The 18,546-nt window shown below is 60.9% G+C and carries 15 protein-coding genes; 6 read left to right on the forward strand and 9 right to left on the reverse strand.

The window, feature by feature from the left end; genetic code table 11:
- Window positions 1-43: 43 nt before the first annotated feature.
- Together phaZ and Q7V31_RS05215 are read right to left on the reverse strand one after the other, a co-directional pair.
- Window positions 44-934, reverse strand: coding sequence for a poly(3-hydroxyalkanoate) depolymerase (phaZ, locus tag Q7V31_RS05210; RefSeq protein WP_304732812.1), 891 nt, complete (start codon window positions 932-934; stop codon window positions 44-46).
- 90 nt (window positions 935-1,024) lie between these two features.
- On the reverse strand, window positions 1,025-2,716 hold the full coding sequence (locus Q7V31_RS05215; RefSeq protein WP_304732814.1) for an alpha/beta fold hydrolase: 1,692 nt from the start codon (window positions 2,714-2,716) through the stop codon (window positions 1,025-1,027).
- Between the two features lie 248 nt (window positions 2,717-2,964).
- Here Q7V31_RS05215 and Q7V31_RS05220 point away from each other — a divergent pair, with 248 nt between their 5' ends.
- The 3 genes from Q7V31_RS05220 to Q7V31_RS05230 all read left to right on the forward strand — a co-directional run bounded on the left by Q7V31_RS05220 (window position 2,965) and on the right by Q7V31_RS05230 (window position 6,540).
- Window positions 2,965-3,984 carry a hypothetical protein gene (locus tag Q7V31_RS05220; RefSeq protein WP_304732815.1) on the forward strand — a complete coding sequence of 340 codons (1,020 nt, stop codon included), beginning with the start codon at window positions 2,965-2,967 and terminating at the stop codon, window positions 3,982-3,984.
- Window positions 3,939-5,123 carry a hypothetical protein gene (locus tag Q7V31_RS05225; RefSeq protein ID WP_304732817.1) on the forward strand — a complete coding sequence of 395 codons (1,185 nt, stop codon included), beginning with the start codon at window positions 3,939-3,941 and terminating at the stop codon, window positions 5,121-5,123. Before Q7V31_RS05220 ends, Q7V31_RS05225 begins: the two co-directional genes overlap by 46 nt.
- Before the next feature lie 436 nt (window positions 5,124-5,559).
- Window positions 5,560-6,540 (forward strand): glycosyltransferase 61 family protein, encoded by a 981-nt coding sequence (locus Q7V31_RS05230; RefSeq protein WP_304732819.1) that lies wholly within the window; start codon window positions 5,560-5,562, stop codon window positions 6,538-6,540.
- Between the two features lie 9 nt (window positions 6,541-6,549).
- Here the strand turns inward: Q7V31_RS05230 and Q7V31_RS05235 are convergent, their stop codons facing one another.
- Entirely contained in the window at window positions 6,550-6,693 is a 144-nt protein-coding gene (locus Q7V31_RS05235) for a DUF1330 domain-containing protein (RefSeq protein WP_304732820.1), read from the reverse strand.
- A 446-nt stretch (window positions 6,694-7,139) separates the two neighbouring features.
- Between Q7V31_RS05235 and Q7V31_RS05240 the strand changes: the two genes are divergently transcribed.
- A complete protein-coding gene (locus tag Q7V31_RS05240) occupies window positions 7,140-8,237 on the forward strand; it encodes a DUF2855 family protein (RefSeq protein ID WP_304732821.1) in 1,098 nt (365 codons plus the stop codon).
- 24 nt (window positions 8,238-8,261) lie between these two features.
- Window positions 8,262-9,290 carry a glutathione S-transferase gene (locus tag Q7V31_RS05245; RefSeq protein ID WP_304732823.1) on the forward strand — a complete coding sequence of 343 codons (1,029 nt, stop codon included), beginning with the start codon at window positions 8,262-8,264 and terminating at the stop codon, window positions 9,288-9,290.
- Here Q7V31_RS05245 and Q7V31_RS05250 read toward each other — a convergent pair.
- On the reverse strand, window positions 9,287-10,078 hold the full coding sequence (locus Q7V31_RS05250; RefSeq protein WP_304732824.1) for a TetR/AcrR family transcriptional regulator: 792 nt from the start codon (window positions 10,076-10,078) through the stop codon (window positions 9,287-9,289). The two genes, Q7V31_RS05245 and Q7V31_RS05250, sit on opposite strands and share 4 nt — an antisense overlap.
- A gap of 125 nt (window positions 10,079-10,203) precedes the next feature.
- Between Q7V31_RS05250 and Q7V31_RS05255 the strand changes: the two genes are divergently transcribed.
- Entirely contained in the window at window positions 10,204-11,538 is a 1,335-nt protein-coding gene (locus Q7V31_RS05255) for a DUF6600 domain-containing protein (RefSeq protein WP_304732826.1), read from the forward strand.
- A gap of 93 nt (window positions 11,539-11,631) precedes the next feature.
- Here Q7V31_RS05255 and Q7V31_RS05260 read toward each other — a convergent pair whose 3' ends face one another.
- From Q7V31_RS05260 to Q7V31_RS05280, 5 genes are read right to left on the reverse strand one after another with little or no spacing between them, the layout of a single operon-like run.
- Window positions 11,632-13,233 (reverse strand): MBL fold metallo-hydrolase, encoded by a 1,602-nt coding sequence (locus tag Q7V31_RS05260; protein WP_304732828.1) that lies wholly within the window; start codon window positions 13,231-13,233, stop codon window positions 11,632-11,634.
- Entirely contained in the window at window positions 13,233-14,138 is a 906-nt protein-coding gene (locus Q7V31_RS05265) for a ribose-phosphate diphosphokinase (protein ID WP_304732829.1), read from the reverse strand. Before Q7V31_RS05265 ends, Q7V31_RS05260 begins: the two co-directional genes overlap by 1 nt.
- On the reverse strand, window positions 14,135-15,649 hold the full coding sequence (locus Q7V31_RS05270; RefSeq protein WP_304732831.1) for a thymidine phosphorylase family protein: 1,515 nt from the start codon (window positions 15,647-15,649) through the stop codon (window positions 14,135-14,137). Before Q7V31_RS05270 ends, Q7V31_RS05265 begins: the two co-directional genes overlap by 4 nt.
- Window positions 15,650-15,678: 29 nt before the next feature.
- Window positions 15,679-17,562: an amidohydrolase gene (locus Q7V31_RS05275; RefSeq protein WP_304732833.1), complete on the reverse strand. Its 1,884-nt coding sequence runs from the start codon at window positions 17,560-17,562 to the stop codon at window positions 15,679-15,681.
- Window positions 17,563-17,584: 22 nt separating this feature from the next.
- Window positions 17,585-18,391, reverse strand: a complete 807-nt coding sequence (locus Q7V31_RS05280) for an enoyl-CoA hydratase/isomerase family protein (RefSeq protein ID WP_304732834.1) — start codon at window positions 18,389-18,391, stop codon at window positions 17,585-17,587.
- Window positions 18,392-18,546: the final 155 nt, after the last annotated feature.

Raw genomic sequence — 18,546 nt, forward strand, 5'->3', positions numbered from 1 at the left:
CCCCGAAGGGCCCGCCGTCATCGTGTCGAACCGAAGAACCGCCTCAATCGGCCATCTTGACGGCGAAGGGAGCGGCCGCGCTAGACGCGGCTCTGCGCGGCCTGGCGGCGAAAGGGCGCGGTTGTGGCGCCTCGTCGAGGAAATCGCGGATCAGCGGAATTACTTCGCTGGCGCGCGAGACCAGGAAGAGATGACCGCCCTTGACGATTTCGAGGCGGGCGCCGGGAATGATCTGCGCCAGAAAGCGGCCATTGATCAGCGGCACGATCTGGTCGTTGTCGCCGGCCAGCACCAGCGTCGGCTGCTTCAGGAAGGGCAGAAAAGGAACGCTGGTCCAGCCGATGCCGGCCAGCAGCTGGTAGAAATAGCCGCGCATGGTCGGCGCGCGCAGGCGGCTCGAATGGTCCGGCGCCTCGGCCGTCTCGTCGCCATAAAGCATCTCGAAATGCTTCATCAGATAAGCGGGATCCATATAGCGGCGCGGATGGGCGAGCTTCATCAGCGCCTTGGGATTGCCCGGCACCATCAAGGAACCGGCGGAGGTCGCGCAGAGAATGAGCCGGTGGACTCGCGCGCCGAACTGGAAGGCGAATTGTTGCGCCATCGCGCCGCCCCAGGAGACGCCCATCACATCGACTTCGTCGTAGCCGAGCTCATCGAGAATGGCCGCCGCCATGCGCGCCAGATGCCAGGGACGATAAGGAATGCCCGCCGCCGCCGAACCACCGACGCCGGGCGCGTCGAAAGCAATGATGTCGCGGTCGGTCAGCGCTTCGGCCAATGGCGCGATCAGTTCGATATTGGCGCCGATGCCGTTGAAGAAGAGGAGCGGACGGGCCGTTGCCTTGCCCTTTCCCTCGCCATGCCACACTGCGGTGCGCAGGATGTTCGATCCCGCTCTGACGTCTCGGTAACGAGGCTTTCTTTCTGTCATCACAGCTCCGGCTGGAGGGCTTCACGCCCGTTGCCCACTCCACGGGGCGACTCAACAATGAGCATTCAGTCTAATACAAAGTATGAACGCCTAGCCCAATACATAGGTGCCCGGCGCGGCTTCCATAGGCTTGTATTTGCGATTCCCCAGTTTTTTCGGCACGGGAATCGTCTCGCCCGAGCGCTCACCCAGCCATGTTGCCCAGCGTTCCCACCAGGAACCGTGGACTTCCGAGGCGCTCGCCGCCCATTCGTCGGCGGTGTCCGGCAATTTATCGTTAACGAAATATTTCGCCTTCGGGTTGCCGGGCGGATTGAGGATCGCCTGGATGTGGCCGCTGTTCGACAGCACGAACTCCCTCTTGCCGCCCAGCATTCTTGTTGTGCGGTAACAGGCCTTCCAGGGCGTGATGTGGTCGGTGACGCCGCCGACGATGAAGGCGTCGATGTCGACCTTTCCGAGGTCGATCGGGTTCCCCAGGATTTCCTCCTTGCCCGGATTGGCGAAGGGCTGCGTTTCGTAAAGCGAAAGATAGTCCGAGTGCAGGCCGGCGGTGAGGTTGGTCGAATCGTTGTTCCAGAAGAGCACGTCGAAGGCCGGCGGCTTCTGGCCGTGCAGGTAATTGTTGACGACGTAGTTCCAGATCAGATCGTTGGGCCGCAACCAGGCAAAGACGCGCGACAGATCGGAGCCCGCCAGCACGCCTTTTTTCGCCGAGCGTTTTCGCGCCATTTCGATGCCGCGCCTGGTGACCAGCACACCGACATCGCTGTCCTCCATGCGCGGATCGAGGACACAGACCCAGAAGGTGACCGAGTTGACGCGCGTGTCGCCGATGGCCGCGAGATGACTGAGCAGCGTCGCCGTGGTGATGCCGCCGGAACAGCCGCCCGAGATGTTGAGCTTTTCGGAATCGGTGATCGAGCAGACGACGCCAATCACCTCGACCAGCGCCGTGACGTAATCCGCCAGGCCCCAGTCACGATGTTCCGGACCCGGATTGCGCCAGCTGACGACGAAGACCTGATAGCCTTGACGCACCAGATATTGCGACATGCTCTTTTCGGGCGTCAGATCGAGAACATAGTACTTGTTGATCTGCGGCGGCACGAAGAGCAGCGGCACCGCATGGACGGTTTCGGTTTTCGGCGTGTATTGCAGCAGCTCCAGCATTTCGGTGCGATAGACGACCGCGCCTTCGGTGGTGGCCAGATTGCCGCCGACCTTGAATGGCGACTTGTCGACCTGCGAGGGCATGCCGTGATTGTTGCGCAAATCGTCGATGGCGTTGCGGAAGCCCTGCACAAGCGACGAACCGCCGGTGTCGAGGGCGAGCTTCACGGCGGAGGGATTTCCGACGAGGGTATTGGTTGGCGCGACGGCATCGATCATGATGTCGGCGACCAGCATGGCGCGGCCGTGTTCGACCGGGTCGAGATCGAGCGAGCGGATGAAACCGTGCACCTCCGTCTGGAAGGCCAGCCAGCCCTGCATCATGCGGCGATAGACCGGACTTTTCTGCCAGGCCTGATCGACGAAGCGGCGATCCTTGGGCTGGGGCGCGAATTTGCCCTCACCGGCCACAATGTCGACCACGTTGCGACCGAAGGAGCCGATATGCTGCATGACGGTGAAGGGCTGACGCGCCGCGCCGCCCAGGATTGATCCGATGGCCGCGAACACATCCTCGCGGCTTATGCCGACAATCGGACTCAGAACATTCGGCGTTTCGGCGGCTTCCTCGCCGATGCCCGCACCAATATCGTCGCGACGCTTCGACATGCATCCACCTCCCCGTTTGACTTTTCTTGCCGGCCCGCCTCCCCTCCCCGAGAGGCCGCTCGATGGACCGGCATTCTCGTTGCGCGTGTGCAACAGCGATATATGATGCGCCGCCGACGGGGGCACGGCAAGGGGTTCATGGCGCAGCCATTGGCCGGAATCGGCGAATTTTCGTATTCTCCCGACCTCCGGACGGGCGCGCGATGCGGGTGCCGCCGAGCGCGTATGGTGCAATGCAGGGGCACGATGTGGACAGACGACGGAAAATCATTCTTCACATCGGCGCCGGCAAGACCGGCAGCTCGGCCATCCAGAATTTCCTCGACCTCAATGTCGATGCCCTGCGCCGGGAAGGCATTGTCGTTCCGGACAACGATCTCAATCTCAGCGGGCGCATATATGGCAATCACGTCCGGGTGTTTCGCGAGTGGAACGACGATCCGGCCGCCGGCCGCCAAGCGCTCGAGGCCGCCATCGCGGCGCTGTTCGAGAAGGCGGGCGATGCATCAACGATCGTGATCAGCGCCGAGAACCTGGCCTCCTATGGCGCAGGTCCCTCGCTGTTCGAGGGATTGGTCAAAGATCACGATATCGAAGCGATCCTCTATATCCGGCGGCAGGACGAATTCATCCTGTCGGCCTGGCAGCAGTGGAACGCCAAGGTGCAGGAGGATTTGCTGGCGTGGCTCATCGCTGTGGTCGGCGCGCTTGGCAACTGGCAGGCCTATCTGGTCAACTGGGAGAAAGTCATCCCGCGCGCCAATATCAGGGTACGGATATTCGATCGTGCGCAGCTCAAGGACGGCGACGTCATTGCCGATTTTTTCGATCTGCTGGGTCTTGCCGCCCCATTCGACTCATTCGCCTATCCGGAACGGCAAGCCAATCCGAGCTTCGCGGAAGCCATCATGGAAATGGTCAAGGGCAACAAGCGGATTTTCAGAGATGCCCATGACAACCGGTTTCAGGAATTCGTGCATGACATCACGGGAGACCGGTACGTCAAGAACAGCAAGGAGTCGATGCTGACATCCGCGCAACGGCGCGCGATCGTCGCAAAATACACTTCGTCCAATCTCTGGGTGCAGAAAGTTTACTTTGCAGAAAAGAAAGACAGCTTGTTCGCGCCGATCAAGGACGATGCCTACTTCCTGCCCGACGCGAGGACGATGATACGCCAGCAACTGGGATTCCTCGTCGCCATTGTCCTTGGCTTGTACCAGTGGCGAAAAAATCCAAAAAAGGGCCGTGGCAGGAAACGATCCTGAATGCCGCTCGACCGACAGCGCTCAAATCCGGCACCGCGGATCACCTGCTATCGACCAGAGACATAACGATGCGCCAAAAACTGTTCATTCATATCGGCCCGCACAAAACGGGCACTTCGTCGTTGCAGAGATTTCTCTTCAACAACCAGAAAGCACTGCTGAAGCGCGGCGTCTTCTATCCGATCGCGCATCTAAGCGACTTCGACGCACAGCACCGCCTTGCTTTTGCGATCCTAGGAAAGACCGATCCAAATGACCGGCAGATACCGTCGCGCGAGGCCGATATCGTACCGATTCTCAACGAGATTAAATCCTCCCGTGCTGACACGGCGATCATTTCGAGCGAGGCATTCTTTCCTGCAGACACGACGGCGATCCAGTTCCTGCACGACCAGCTCCATGAATTCACGCCAGTCGTCGTGTTTTATGCACGGCGGCAGGACGAAGGATATGTGTCGACATATACGCAGCGTGCGAAGAGCCCGCGCCATCGCTATGCCCAGCCGATCCATACCCACCTCGATCACCCTGTTAGCATGAGCCGCGACCTCGACATATACCAGCAGGTGTCCAACTGGGCGCGGGTCTTCGGCAAGGAAAACGTGGCGGCGCGCCTCTATAACCGGGAGATCACCGTACCCGCGGATTTCCTACGTTGCGTCGACGAACGACGCACGGAGAGCCCTCCCCTTGCCTCTATGATGGATCGGTTCAAGGCGAGCAAGGATATCAACAAGAGTCCCTCGCTCGAGGCAACCGAGCTGATGCGCCTTTCCAAATCTCAATGCGACGATCCAGAAGTCCGCCAGATAACTATCGATTTACTGCAGAAGCAATTCGAAAGCGGACGCTCTGCGGCAAAACTACTGTCGACGGCAGATCGTCGCGCCATTCTAGAGTTCTTCCGGCCGTCCAACGACAAGCTGTTTCGCGAATATTTTTCCTGCGAGAATAAATTTGCGCCGGAACTGTTGCTAACGGGCGAGGAAACTGGCCGCGAGACCCTGACGATCGGAGAAGCGGCAAAGATGATTGTGGAGCTGGTAGAGGGGACGCCCTATGCGCGCGCGCGACGTGTCATTGCAGCGGCATCTCGGTGGCAACGAGTTCGATGGCGAAAATCGAAGATGGAATTCTGACAAATGTTTAAGATTTCCCGATGCGATAGAAAGCTTCATATCGACCCGTACATGACCGACACACCCTCATTGCAGCGCATCTCTATAGCAATCTCGAGACCACCGCAGAACGTCGATGTCGACCATTCGCGTGACGTCTCTCCAAGCACGATGCCTGAGATTTTCAGGGTCTCCTCGCTCTAACCTGTTGCAACACCCGGTGGGACCGGCTCAAATATTTGCAAGAACTCTCATTCCAGATGAACGAGAGTTGGGGCTCATGACGCTCAGGTTACTTCTTCCGGCGAGGGGGCGAATGGAGTCATATCCTATCGAAACAGCGAGATGGCCAAGGCCATCCACGCCCGACGTCCGTCATGGCGTTCTGATCCTCCCCTATTTCCGCGCGTGGGTTGGAGGCCCGGACCACAGTGTAATTCCGGAACATGGACGCATCATGCGGCATGGCCGGGTGCGCGACAGGTTCCCGAGTGAGCTGCCTCTGGTTCAGTCCTCACCACTCAAGGGCACCTATCTCTATGGGGGTCCGCTCAAAGTCCACTTCGGGCACGTCATAGTTGACAGTATCATCCGCCTATGGGCGTTTGATCGACGGCGCCACAAAGGCGTCGTCTTTGCATTTTTTCCGCGCCCTGTTGATGTGGTTCCGAATTGGTTCTTCGATGTTGTCTCGCTATTCGGGGTAATGCGAGACGATGTTTACATCATCCGCGAGCCAACTATTGTGGAGACTTTGGAGTTCTTCGAACCAGGTAGCCGACTTGGAAGTACGCCGCACAATTGGTATCTGCACTATCTCGAAAGCCTTCCAATCGTCAAAACCTCACGCACACCAAAGAACATATATTTCGGACGAACACATATCCTCCATAGGGGGGCGATGCTCGGCGAAAGATACTTCGGTCGCCTCCTTGAAGAATCCGGTTTTCAGTACGTGAAGCCGGAACATCACGACATTCATACACAGGTTTCTATGATTGAAAATGCGGACCGCATTGTCTTTGCCGAGGGTAGCAGCATTTACAGTGCTGAATTGTTGCCTAGAACAAAGGCCCGAATTTTCATGATTCCCCGCAGAAAAACCGGAGAGAAGATTTTTGCGTCTACGCTACGTCCTCGCGGTTCTTTTACGGTTTTGGGCAAGCCGGATACTCTTATTGACGGACTAAATAGACGCGGCCTGAATCATGCAGACTGTCCTAGTTACATAAGGGATCCTGAGGCGCTACATGCTGACATGGTTCAACATGGCTTAATTGACGGTCGGCCATTTTCAGATCAGGCATTCAGAGAGGCCGAGCGGATTGATTTTTTGACCTACTACAAAGACATCGACCAATCTTACGCTCGAAATTTCAGCAAACTGAGCGGGTGGGTGGAATATGTACGGAATCTATTTCAGCGGAAAAAGACATAGACAACCCCGTCACCCGCGCCGCACACCTATATCGAGCTGGCTGGGAATACCCTCCTCGCGATGGATGTCAATGGCCTTGTATTCGGGTGACTCGGTCATGCTGCGGAAGGCCGCGAGGGATGGATATTCGATCAGGGAAACCCTGTCCCACATTTCCTCGACATCGCCTGCCAGTATACCGTCGTTTCAGCCGAACCAGATGAAATCGCCACCCAGCACCGCAGTCAGATTCGCCACTTCGTGGCCATAGCGCACACATGCCTTCCCGCCGCTCACATGAGCGTCGCGTCATAAGGGATGATGGCATTGGGGACGAAACTTAAGGAGATTGAGCAGCGCAACCGGGCCATTTGCAACCGCGCCGGCTTTTGCGAAGTATTTGTCCACCTGGTCTGCGGTTGCAGCGGATTGACCGCCGTATCCACCCGCCATATATTGACACTATAATTGCCAATATATGGGCTTTCGCCATGCCGGCGCGCCGCCATGCCATATGGACATTTCTGCGCAGCCATGTGTGCGCGGACGGCGCTGGAGGCCCTGCGGCGCAAGTGACATCATCTGCGTTATCGCCATACTCGACGCCGAAAGGACAGCAAATGACCGCAGCGACACAGGATTTCATCGTCAACCGTGCCGATCTTGCCCAGACCAAATGGGTCAGCGGCCCCGCACCGGCCGAGGTTGCCCTCGATGAAGGTCAGGTGCTGGCCGAGATCGAAAAATTCGCCTTCACCGCCAACAACATCACCTATGCGGTGGCGGGCGACATGCTGAACTACTGGTCGTTCTTTCCGGCCGAGGCCGGCTGGGGCCGGATTCCGGTCTGGGGTTACGCAACGGTGGTGCGCTCACGCTCGAATGAGATTGTTGAGGGCGAGCGCCTTTATGGCTATTTCCCGATGTCGTCGCATCTCGTGATGCAGCCCGAGAAGGTGACGCCCGGGTCGTTTCTCGATCTCTACAAGCAGCGGCGCGAACTGCACCCGGTCTACAACACCTATACGCGGCTGAAGACGGACAAGGCCGCGCCGCCGGCCCTCGACGACCTCAGGCCGATCCTCAATCCGCTCTATACGACTTCATTCCTGATCGACGACTGGCTTGCCGACAATAATTTCTTCGGCGCCAAACAGGCGCTGCTGCTGAGCGCATCGTCCAAGACCGGGTTCGGGCTCGCCTTCGGACTTTCACAGCGGCGGCCGCAGGGACCGGAAGTCGTCGGGCTGACGTCCGCCGGAAACCTTGCCTTCGTCGAAAGCCTCGGTTGCTACGACCGCGCGCTGACCTACGACAAGATCGCGATGCTGGATGCGAGCAAACCGGCGCTGGTGGTCGATTTTGCCGGCAATGGCGAGGTGCTGGCCGCCGCTCACAATCATTTCGGCGACAAGCTCGTGGAGAGCACACAGGTGGGGCTGTCGCATTGGGATGCGCCGCGCGTCTCCGGCGCTTTGCCAGGCGCCAAGCCGCATCTCTTTTTTGCGCCCGACCAGGCGCGCAAGCGGATGGAAGACTGGGGACAAAAGGGTTTCGACGCGAAGCTCGGCGAGAGCTGGCGCGCCTTTGCCGCCAAGGCCCAGACTTGGGTCAAGCTCGAACGCGGCAAGGGTCCGGACGCCATAAGCCAGGTCTATTCCGAAACGCTGGCCGGAAAGATCGACCCGGCGGCCGGAAACATTCTCTCGCTCCGATAAAATCAACAGGGACAGGAAACGAACATGACGCTCGCAACACCTCTGCTTCTGAGCGGCGCGCCCGGCTCGCCCTATACGCGCAAGATGCTTTCGGTGTTGCGCTATCGTCATATCCCCTATCGTTTTCTGCTGACCGGACACAACGTGCCGGAGAACCTGCCAAAGCCGAAGGTGGCGCTGCTGCCGACTTTCTATCTGAAGGAAGGCGACGGCGCTTACGAAGCAGCGGTCGATTCGACGCCACTGATCCGGCGCTTCGAAAAGGCGTTTGCGGGGCGCAATGTCGTGCCAGCCGACCCGGTCGTCGAATTCATCGACTACCTCCTCGAAGACTATGCCGACGAGTGGCTGACCAAGGCGATGTTCCACTATCGCTGGCACTACAAGGCCGACATCGACCGGGCGGCGGCCATTCTGCCGATGTGGCGCGGCATCACCGCACCGAAGGACGAGCTTGCGAAATTGAGCAAGCTCTTTTCCGAACGACAGATATCACGGCTCTATGTCGTCGGCTCGAACGAGACGACCGCGCCGGTGATCGAGGCGAGCTACCAGCGCTTTCTCGATGCACTGTCCGCGCATCTCGAAGTGCAACCTTTCCTGATGGGCGGACGACCGGGCGGCAGCGACTTCGGCGTGTTCGGCCAGTTGACGCAGCTCACGCATTTCGATCCGACTCCGATGGCGGAAACGCTCGCGCGGAGCCCGCGCGTTTTTGCCTGGGTCGACATCATGGAAGACCTGTCGGGACTTGAGCCGACCGATGGCGACTGGATGAAACACGACGCGATCCCCGAAACGATACGCGGGCTGCTCACAGAGGTCGGGCGTGTCTACGCCCCTGCTCTCATCGCCAATGCAAAAGCGCTGGCGGCCGGCGCCGAGACCGTCGAAACCGAGATCGACGGAAAGCGCTGGACGCAACAGCCCTTCCCCTATCAAGGCAAGTGCCTGCAATGGCTGCGCGAAAAGCGCGAGGCATTGTCGACCGCGGACCGGAAGACGGTGAATGACGTGCTGGCGGGAACGGGCGTGGAAGCGCTGTTCGGCTAACGCGGCGGCGCAGCGGCCAGCGCTTTCGCCGTCTTCTCCATTACACGTTTGGCTTGCGCCACCGACAGCCCCTGATCTTCCCGCAGGCGATGCCAGAACTCGAAGCTCATCGTCGCATCCAATGCGTCGAACAAGGTGCGGTCTCTGGTCAGCGCCGCTGGCAGCGATCCGCGCAAGATGCCCCGGAGGGCCTCGTTCATCCAATGCCGGTCTTCACGCAGGAAGGGCGACGTGTGACTGTGCACATCGGCCGCAATTCGCAGCGGCATGATTTTTTCGAACAATTTCGCGCGGCGGGCGACGAGTTGTTCCAACAAATCGGGCGCATCGGTTGGTGGTTGCTGCTCGGCCAGAACGGGACGCAGTTCGGTACGCATCAGCGCCGCGATTTCGCGATAGAGACTTTCCATGTCGTCGAAATGCCGGAAGACACTGCGCAGGCCGACATCGGCGCGGGCGGCCACATCTTCGGCGCGCGGCGCGACCTGGCCTTCGCGAATCAGATCGCGCATGGCCTCCACAATACGAAGCCTGCTCGCCTCGCTGCGGAGGCGGCGGCCATCCTTCGACTTCGGTTCTGTCTTGGCGGGGGACATTGAGCCCTTCGGGGGAAATACATCGATTTTAGCGGATGATTTTGCCGCTCCATCATCCCAAAGGCGGCCCACAAAAGCCATAAGCAGCGGCGCGATTTGTGTCAAAAAGCGGTGACAAGCCGTCGGATATGCGGTTAACTGCTTTCGACGGGGTACGTCAGCGATCAATCGGGCTTCAGCTGCCAGCGACACGGTGGAGAGGCCCAGGGGCGCAAGGAAGAGAAGCCATTGAGGCTCTCCTTGCCACCTTCAAAATTGATCGCCGTTGGCGAGGCCCCGGTTCCATGTACGCCCCCCTTTCGCATCCCGTTCGACGGATGCATCCGCGATTCGCGATGATGCTTGCCGTCGTTGCCGCATTGACGCTGTGGATGTCCACCGCGACGCCCGCCAGTGCCGGCTATTATCCACCGGCCCATTCCGATGCCGCCTATTTCCACGATTCGCTTGCGCCTTATGGCACATGGACGCATCACGCGAGCTATGGCGCGGTCTGGTATCCACGCGGCATGTCGCATGGCTGGCGGCCCTATACGCAGGGCCGCTGGGTCTGGGACGACGGCTATGGCTGGACCTGGGCATCGGGCTTCGCATGGGGCTGGGCCCCTTTCCATTACGGCAGCTGGATATGGGACGCCGCCTTCGGTTGGATCTGGGTGCCCGGTCGTGTGTGGGCACCGGCCTGGGTGACGTGGCGCTACAGCGACAGCTATATCGGCTGGGCGCCCATCGGCTACGGCGTCAGCTGGCGATCCTACAATCCGGGCTGGAGCTATGGCGGATGGAACTATGTCCATCGGCAGCATTTCGGCGCGCCGGTCGTCCATCAGCACATCATCGTCGTCAATAACTACAAGACGATCTATCACAACACCCATCACTGGGCGCCGCCGCGCAACAAGCACAACCGTGTCGAACATCGCGGCTTCGATCGGGGTTTTGTCGAACGCGGCAGCCGCTACAAGATCGACCGCGTGCATGCGCGGCCCGAGCACTGGCAGCGAAACGACCATCGGCAAGGACCGGCTGGCAGGGACGACTGGCGCAACAACAGACAAGACGGCGTGCGCTATGTTGCGCCAGAGCGGAGAGTCGAGGGACGGCCGGACAGCCAGCGCGACCCGCAGTGGAGCGAGCGACAGGACGGGCAGCACGTCCGTCCTGTCGATAATCGACGTGATTCCCGGCAGCCGGACCGTCAGCAGCACATGCAGGAATGGCAGCAGATACAGCAACAGCAAAGGCTGCCGCATCAGGGGCAAGTTCCACAACGTCAGGCGCAACAGCCGCAGCGGCAAGAACAGCAACGGTCGCGGCAGGCCATGGACCAGCAGCGCCAACAACAGATGCAGCAACAGCAAAGGCTGCCGCATCAGGGGCAAGTTCCACAACGTCAGGCGCAACAGCCGCAGCGGCAAGAACAGCAACGGTCACGGCAAGCCATGGGCCAACAGATGGAGCAACAGCAAAGTCGGCCGCCGCAGGGGCAAGTGCCACAACGTCAGGCACAACAGCCGCAGCGGCAGCCGCAGGTACAAGAGCAGCGCGCACCAGAAGCGCAACGCCAACCGCAACAACGCTATGAGCAGCGTGTCGAGCGCCGCGACGAAAGCCGCGATGGGGGTCGCGACGGTGGTCGAACCTGGCGCTGACCGGGGCATGGTCCGGTGCGATCGGATCGGACCATGCTTCCGGCGCGCTCGGCTGGCCGACGCGCCGGAGGATCTTCAGGCTCAAAAAGAGCGTTACTCCGACTTCTCCTCCAAAGCTCGGCGCATTCGGCGAATAACGACCTTGCGCGCACGGTCGTCGGCCGCTGTTTCGAGTTGTTCGCTTATGTCGAGCCATAGTTTCGACAGATCATTGTGCCAGTCCATCCGCCCGACGAGTTCGGGCTGCAAACGGCGTGGCGCGGGCCGCCGCCGCGCTTCAGGCGCCTCGACGAGCAGATCGAACACCTCATCGAGGTCGGGGGCGAAAATGCGTTCGCCATCGAGTCCGAGATCGGTGAGGCGTGCATGGAGGCCCGACAACCCTTCCTGTTCGCCATGCACCAGTATCGTCCCTCGCATGACCGGGCCGCGCTCTTCAACCCAACGGGCCAGCGCCGGTCCGTCGGCATGACCGGAATAGACATCCAAGGTTCTGATGCGTGCGCGCACCTTGATTTCCTCGCCCTGGATGCGAACGGCCTTGGCACCCGACAGCAATATGCGGCCGAGCGTCGCTTCCGCCTGATAGCCAACCATGATGACCGTCGTGTTCTCGCGCCACAGCCGGTTCTTCAGATGGTGGCGGATGCGGCCGGCGTCGCACATACCGCTGGCGGCGACGATGATGTGACTGCCATCCATACGTTCGATCATCATGCTTTCGGCGACGGTTTCGGTTGTGCGCACGCCGTGTGCACGCATGGCACGACGAAACTCATCTCCGTTCTCCAGGCTGTCAGCATGATCGAGAAAGATTTCGGTGGCGCGGATCGCCAGTGGTGAATCGAGAAAGATCGGCACATCACGCACCCGCTTCCCGGCGACCAAAGACAGCAGATCGGCAAGCAACTCCTGTGTGCGCTCAACGGCGAAGGTCGGGAAAATCAGGACACCGTTCTTGTTCAGCGCCGCATTGACTTCGTTTGCCAGAAGATCACGGCGCGCTTCGAGTGTCATCGGCTCGCGCTCGCGAGAGCCATAGGTCGCTTCACAGATCAGATAGTCGAGGTTCTCCGGCGACTCCGGCGCTGGATGAAAGCTCTTCACTTCCGGGCCAATGTCACCCGAGAATAACAATCTCAGCTTGCGCGGCGTTTTCAGATCGGTATCGATCTCGATTTCAATCGAGGCCGAACCGAGAATGTGGCCCGCATTCCAGAAGCGGGCGCGAACGCCTTCCGCCGGCTCAATCCATGTGTCATAGGCAACAGGATTGAATGCGCGAAGCGATGCGTCTGCATCGGCCACTGTGTAGATTGGCGTTACCCTGGGCCGCCCACGCTGAGCGTTGCGACGGTTGAGCTGTTCGACTTCGAACTCCTGGATATGACCGGCGTCCGGAAGCATGCAGGACAGAAGATCAATGGTTCCGTGGGTCGCATAGATCGGCCCCGTAAAGCCATGCTTCACAAGTTTCGGGATGAGGCCCGAATGATCGATATGGGCATGCGTAAGCAGCACGAAGTCGATCTTTCCCGGATCGAAGGGAAAGTCGGCATAGTTCAGCGCCTTCAACGTTTTCGCGCCCTGGAACATGCCACAATCGACGAGAAAACGCGTCTTTTCAGTCTGCAAAAGATAGCAGGAGCCGGTGACGGTGTGGGCCGCGCCGTGAACGCTCAGCGTGATCGACATTACTTCCGTTTCTCTTCTGTTGTTTCGTCGCGAAGTGCGTGCGCCAGAAGTCCGGCCAGCGGGATCGCATTGGTCGGGTGCGGCACCGAGTCTGCCGACCATATCGCGCGCGCGCCCGCTGCGCGAATGTTCGCTTCAATCTTCGCGTCAAAGAGCGCATGCGTGACAGCAACGACGATATCGGCGGCGCCCGCCTGTTTCAGACTTTCGACAGCCACGGTCACCGTGCCGCCGCTCGAGACGATGTCATCGGCGACGAGGATTCTGCGTCCGGCGATTTTCGCTGCGGGAAAGGCAATTCGAACTTCGCGGTCACCCAGCCGCTCCTTCTTGCCGGTAATCGCCTCGGCATCGAGGGCGCCCGCGATACGGGATACCCATTGAATCGACTCCGCGTCCGGCCCGGCAATGAGCGTGGACTGCGTGAGGCCCTGCCCGCGGGCGAAATCGGCGATGACTTCGGCCGCAGTGAGATTTTGTGCCTCGACGCCGGGAAAGACGTCGCGGATATCGGCGACCCGATGGAGATGGGCATCGACCGTCACGATGCGATCGAACATGGTGCCGAGCCAGCCACCGATGACCTTCTGGCTGATTGCCTCGCCCGCGTGAAAGACCTTGTCCTGACGCATGTAGCAGAGATAGGGTGCGACCAGAACAAGACGCGCAGCGCCGCCGCGCCTGAGTGCCTCGACGGCCAGCGCCAGTTCGACAAGCTTTCCATTCGGCCGGTCGAGCGGACAATAGAGAATTGTCACCGGCGCCGGCGTCATGATTGTCACACGCGACTCGCCATCAGGAAAAGTGTGAACCGCGATTTCCCCGAACGGCACACCCAGCGCCTCCGCCATCGCATGCGCGTGGTCGCTTCCGTGGGCAAAGGACTGCACCGCTACGGCGGTCACTTTCCGGCTCCGTTGACACTGAGACCGCCCAGAGCATAGCCATTCGTCTCCCGAGCCGCTTCGATTGCGAAATCGAAATGGGACTGCCCGGCCGAATAGATCCGGTAGAGCGGCTCGCCGGCCTCGACCTGGTCGCCGACCCGCTTCAGCAGATCGAGCCCGGCGCCGCGGTCCAGTGGCGCGCCAGCAAGGCGCGCCAGCTGCGCGATGCGAAAACAATCGATCGAGGCAACAACCCCGTCCGCCGGCGACAGGACGTCCGTCGTCAGGGCCCCAAGCGGGGGACCTGGCGGTGCGTGCCCCTGAGTATCGATGATGCGATGCATCCGTCTTGCCGCCTCGCCACTGTCGAGCAGTTCGCGCGCACGGGCATAGCCGCCGCCGCCCCTCATCGCCGGATCGCCCTCAATGATGCGGCCCGCGAGACGCAACGACTTTTCGCGAAGATCGGTGGGCGCATGCGCTTCGTTGTTCAGCACGGCCATCACGTCGCGCGCCTCGAGCACGGGCCCTATCCCGCGGCCGACGGGCTGGGCGCCGTCCGTCACCATGACATCGACATGCAACCCCACCTGATCGGCTACATATTCGAAGAGCTTGCGCAGACGCATCGCCTCATGCGCGTCGCGTACCTTGGCGGTTGGACCGACAGGAATGTCGATCACGAGATGTGTCGATCCCGCGGCCATCTTCTTGGACATGATGGACGCCACCATCTGCTCGCGCGTGTCGAGATTGAGCGGCCGCTCCACGCCGATCAGAATGTCGTCAGCCGGCGAAAGATTGACATGACCGCCCCAGACGAGACAGCCGTTGCACTCGCCGACCACGGTACGCATCTCCTCGATCGTCAAGTCGACACGGGCAAGAACCTCCATCGTGTCGGCCGTGCCGGCCGGCGAGGTGATGGCACGCGAGGACGTCTTCGGGATCGTCAATCCATGCGCGGCGACGATCGGCACCACGACCATCGAGGTCCGGTTTCCGGGAATGCCGCCGATACAATGCTTGTCGACAACCATCGGCGACGACCATGCCAGGGTGTTGCCGGCGCCGGCCATGGCGCGCGTGAGCTCGAGAAGTTCGCCGGTGGTGAGGAAGCCTGCGCACGCGACGAGGAAAGCGGCGATTTCCATGTCGGAGTAGCGATAGCCGACAATGTCGCGGATGATCGCCTCGATCTGATGCGCGTTCAGCGTTTCTCCGATGATCTTGGTGCGCACATATTCGAGACTCTGCGGGCGGCGCGCCGGCGCGATCGTGACCGACGTGCCTTCGGGCAGGCCCATACGTCGAAAAGCCGGTTCGGCAAGGCCAATCTCCTCCGGACCGACGACCGAAAGGTCATGGCAGATATCAAGGCTCGCAATGATCGAGTGACCGTCATGGACGATTTCCAGCCGCTTGAAGGCCTGAAAAGCTTCCGGTCGCAACGCCGCGCAGTTCGACGCCAGAACGGCGACGTTCTCGCGCAGTGTGTCGAGCGGTATACGGCGAATCTTCAGCTGCATGGTGTCCGGAAATCACTCTCTTGCGCCGGTCAGGCGGCGTAGATGGTTTCGCCCCGCTTGATCGTCTCGACGATCGTGAGTTCGCGCAGAGCGGACGGATCGATCACTTCGGGGTCTTCGGCCATAATCACAAAATCGGCCAGCTTGCCTTCCTCGATCGACCCCTTGATGTCGTCTTCGAAATGCTGATAGGCCGCATCGATGGTGATACCGCGCAAGGCATCGTAGGCGCTTATGCGCTGATCTTCTCCCAATACCTGGCCGCTGCGCGTGCGCCTGTTGGTCGCAGACCAGAGCAGCATGCGGCAATCGGAGGGAGCCACCGGCGAATCATTGTGCAGCGTGTAACGCATGCCGCGGTCGACGGTCGAACGCACCGGACTGATGCGCGCCGCGCGTGCCGGACCCAACACCGAATCGCGGTGCCAATCGCCCCAATAGAATGTATGCGTGACAAAGTAGGACGGCATTACGCCGAGTTTTTCCATTCGATCAAGCTGGTCCTCGCGCAAGGTCTGGGCGTGGATGACTGTTGGTCGCCGATCACCGAGACCGTACTTCGCCGTCGCCTTTTCGATGGCGGCGATGAACTGGTCGGCGGCCGCGTCGCCGTTGCAATGGGCGTATACCTGCCAGCCACGGGCGAAGGACTCATCAACATAGTTGGCCGCCGTCAGGTCGTCGACGATCCGATATCCGCGATAGTCCGGCTTGAAACCCGGCGGCACGACTTCATAGGGTTCGGTGAGCCAGGCCGTCTTGGCTTGCGGCGAACCATCGAGCATCAGCTTGATGCCACCGATCTTGAAGCCGTTGTAATCCTTTCGCACCTCGACATCGCCGCGCGCGAGATCGTCGATGTGGGTAAAGAAGGGATAACCGATCACGTCGATTTTCAAGCGATCACGCTCGGCCGCGAGCGTCAGCAGGTCGTAGTCGGGGCGCCGCGTCGCGCCGTCCTGCGCAGTCGTGATGCCCCAGGCGGCGTATTGATCCTGCACCTTGTCGAGCAGATCGAGCAACTCATCCTTCGACGCCTCCGGCAGGCGCGGCAGGGCGAGCGAAATGGCGCCTTCCTCAAGAATGCCGTTCGGTTCTCTGGTACCGGGCCAGCGGCGGATGACACCGCCGGCGGGATCGGGCGTATCGGCCGTGATGCCGAGCAGGTTCAGCGCATATGAATTCACGACTACGACATGGAGCGAAGCGTGATAAGCGAGCACCGGTTGCTCGGTCGACACTTCGTCGAGATCGGTGCGGGTGATGGCGCGCTTTTCAGCCAATAACGAGTCGTCGTAGTTCGCGCCGAGAATCCAGCCGCCGCGTCCGCCACCGGTTTTCTCGCGATATTTCAACAACTCGTTCCTGATGTCGGCGATGCTCCCGACAGGGCCTGCCGGGATCGGCGCGAGGTTCTGGAAGCCCATCAGCAACGCCGTCAGGGAAACATGGCCGTGGCAGTCGATGAAACCGGGCAACATTGTCTTGCCGCCGAGATCGACGATGCGGGCGCCGCTGCCCGCACGCGACGCAACGTCCGCCTCTCGGCCGACCGCGAGAATGCGTCCTCCCTTGACAGCGACCGCTTCGGCGACCGGCAGGGCCGCATTCATCGTGCGAATGGTGCCGCCGCGATAGATCGTGGCGCCGCTGGACGCTGCGCGGGCGCGCCGCGTCGACCCGCCGGCGATGGCGGGCGCGGTGAAGGCGAGCGCCACGGCAGCGCCTGCAAGCACGTCGCCGCCGGCACGCGAGACGCCGAGCGCCGTCAGCATGCCGGCCGTCAACGCCGCGCCGGCGCCAAAAAAGCCGCGGCGGCTCAGATGTTCGCGTTTCGGCGGATAGGCGCCCCAGACATAGGGTGTGCAGCAGGGACAGTTTCCACGATGGGTCTTCGGATCGTCGTATGACATCGATACCTCGGATAGCGGCGTCTCAGCGCCCGGTGAAATTCGGCGACCGCTTCTCAAGGAAGGCCGCGATGGCTTCGCGGCTGTCTTCGCCGGTGGCGGCGAGCGCAAACTGGTCGGCATCCATGAAGGTCACAGCAGCGTTGAGCGCCGTCGCCGCCTGCGTGATGCCACGCTTTGCCATACGCACCGAGACCGGCGGCAGAGCGGCGACCTTTTCGGCCCAGCGGTGGGCGCTCTCGAGCGCCTTGCCATCGTCGCAGATTTCGTCGATGAGGCCCCATTGTTCGGCTTGCTCTGCGCCGACCCGTTCGCCGAAGATGGTAAGTTGCTTGGCGCGAGAGGGCCCTATCAAGTTCACCATACGCGGCTGCGTGTGCCAGCTCATGTTCATGCCGAGCGGGATTTCCGGGAGACGGAAATGTGCGCCGCGTCCGGCAATGCGGAAATCGCAAGCAACCGATAATGCGACGCCTCCGCCGATACAGAAACCTTCGATGGCGACAATCGTGACCTGGTCAAGCGCTTCCCAAGCGTCACACATATCGGGGCCGGCACGCAGCATTTCGCGCCGCTCCAGAAGCGATGCCGAAGCGCGTTTTACCATTTCGGGATCGGCGAGATCAGCGCCCCCGGTAAAAGCCTTCCCGCCGGTCAGGATAACGGCGCTTGTTGTCACATCATCGCGCAACAGGCGTGCGGTCGCGGTGAGATCGCGCAGCAGGCGGGCCGAAAGCGCATTGACGCGATCGCCGCGGTCGAAGCGGACGGTGGCCACGCGGCCGGCGCGCTCAATCGTAATGAACTCGCCGACTTTTTCGCTCTGCACCATACCACCCCCTTGTTTCTTGCGGCCGCGCGCAGACCGCGGGGCGTTTCTTGGGCGCAATGATGGCGCGGCTACCGCCCGCTGCAAAGGGTTTTCCGGTTTGGCGGCGTAAAAAGAAGAGGGGCGGCGCCGAGGAGTGCGCCGCCCGCTCCCGTCCG

The sequence above is a fragment of the Parvibaculum sp. genome (genome assembly GCF_030651915.1).
In the GTDB taxonomy this organism is placed as follows: domain Bacteria; phylum Pseudomonadota; class Alphaproteobacteria; order Parvibaculales; family Parvibaculaceae; genus Parvibaculum.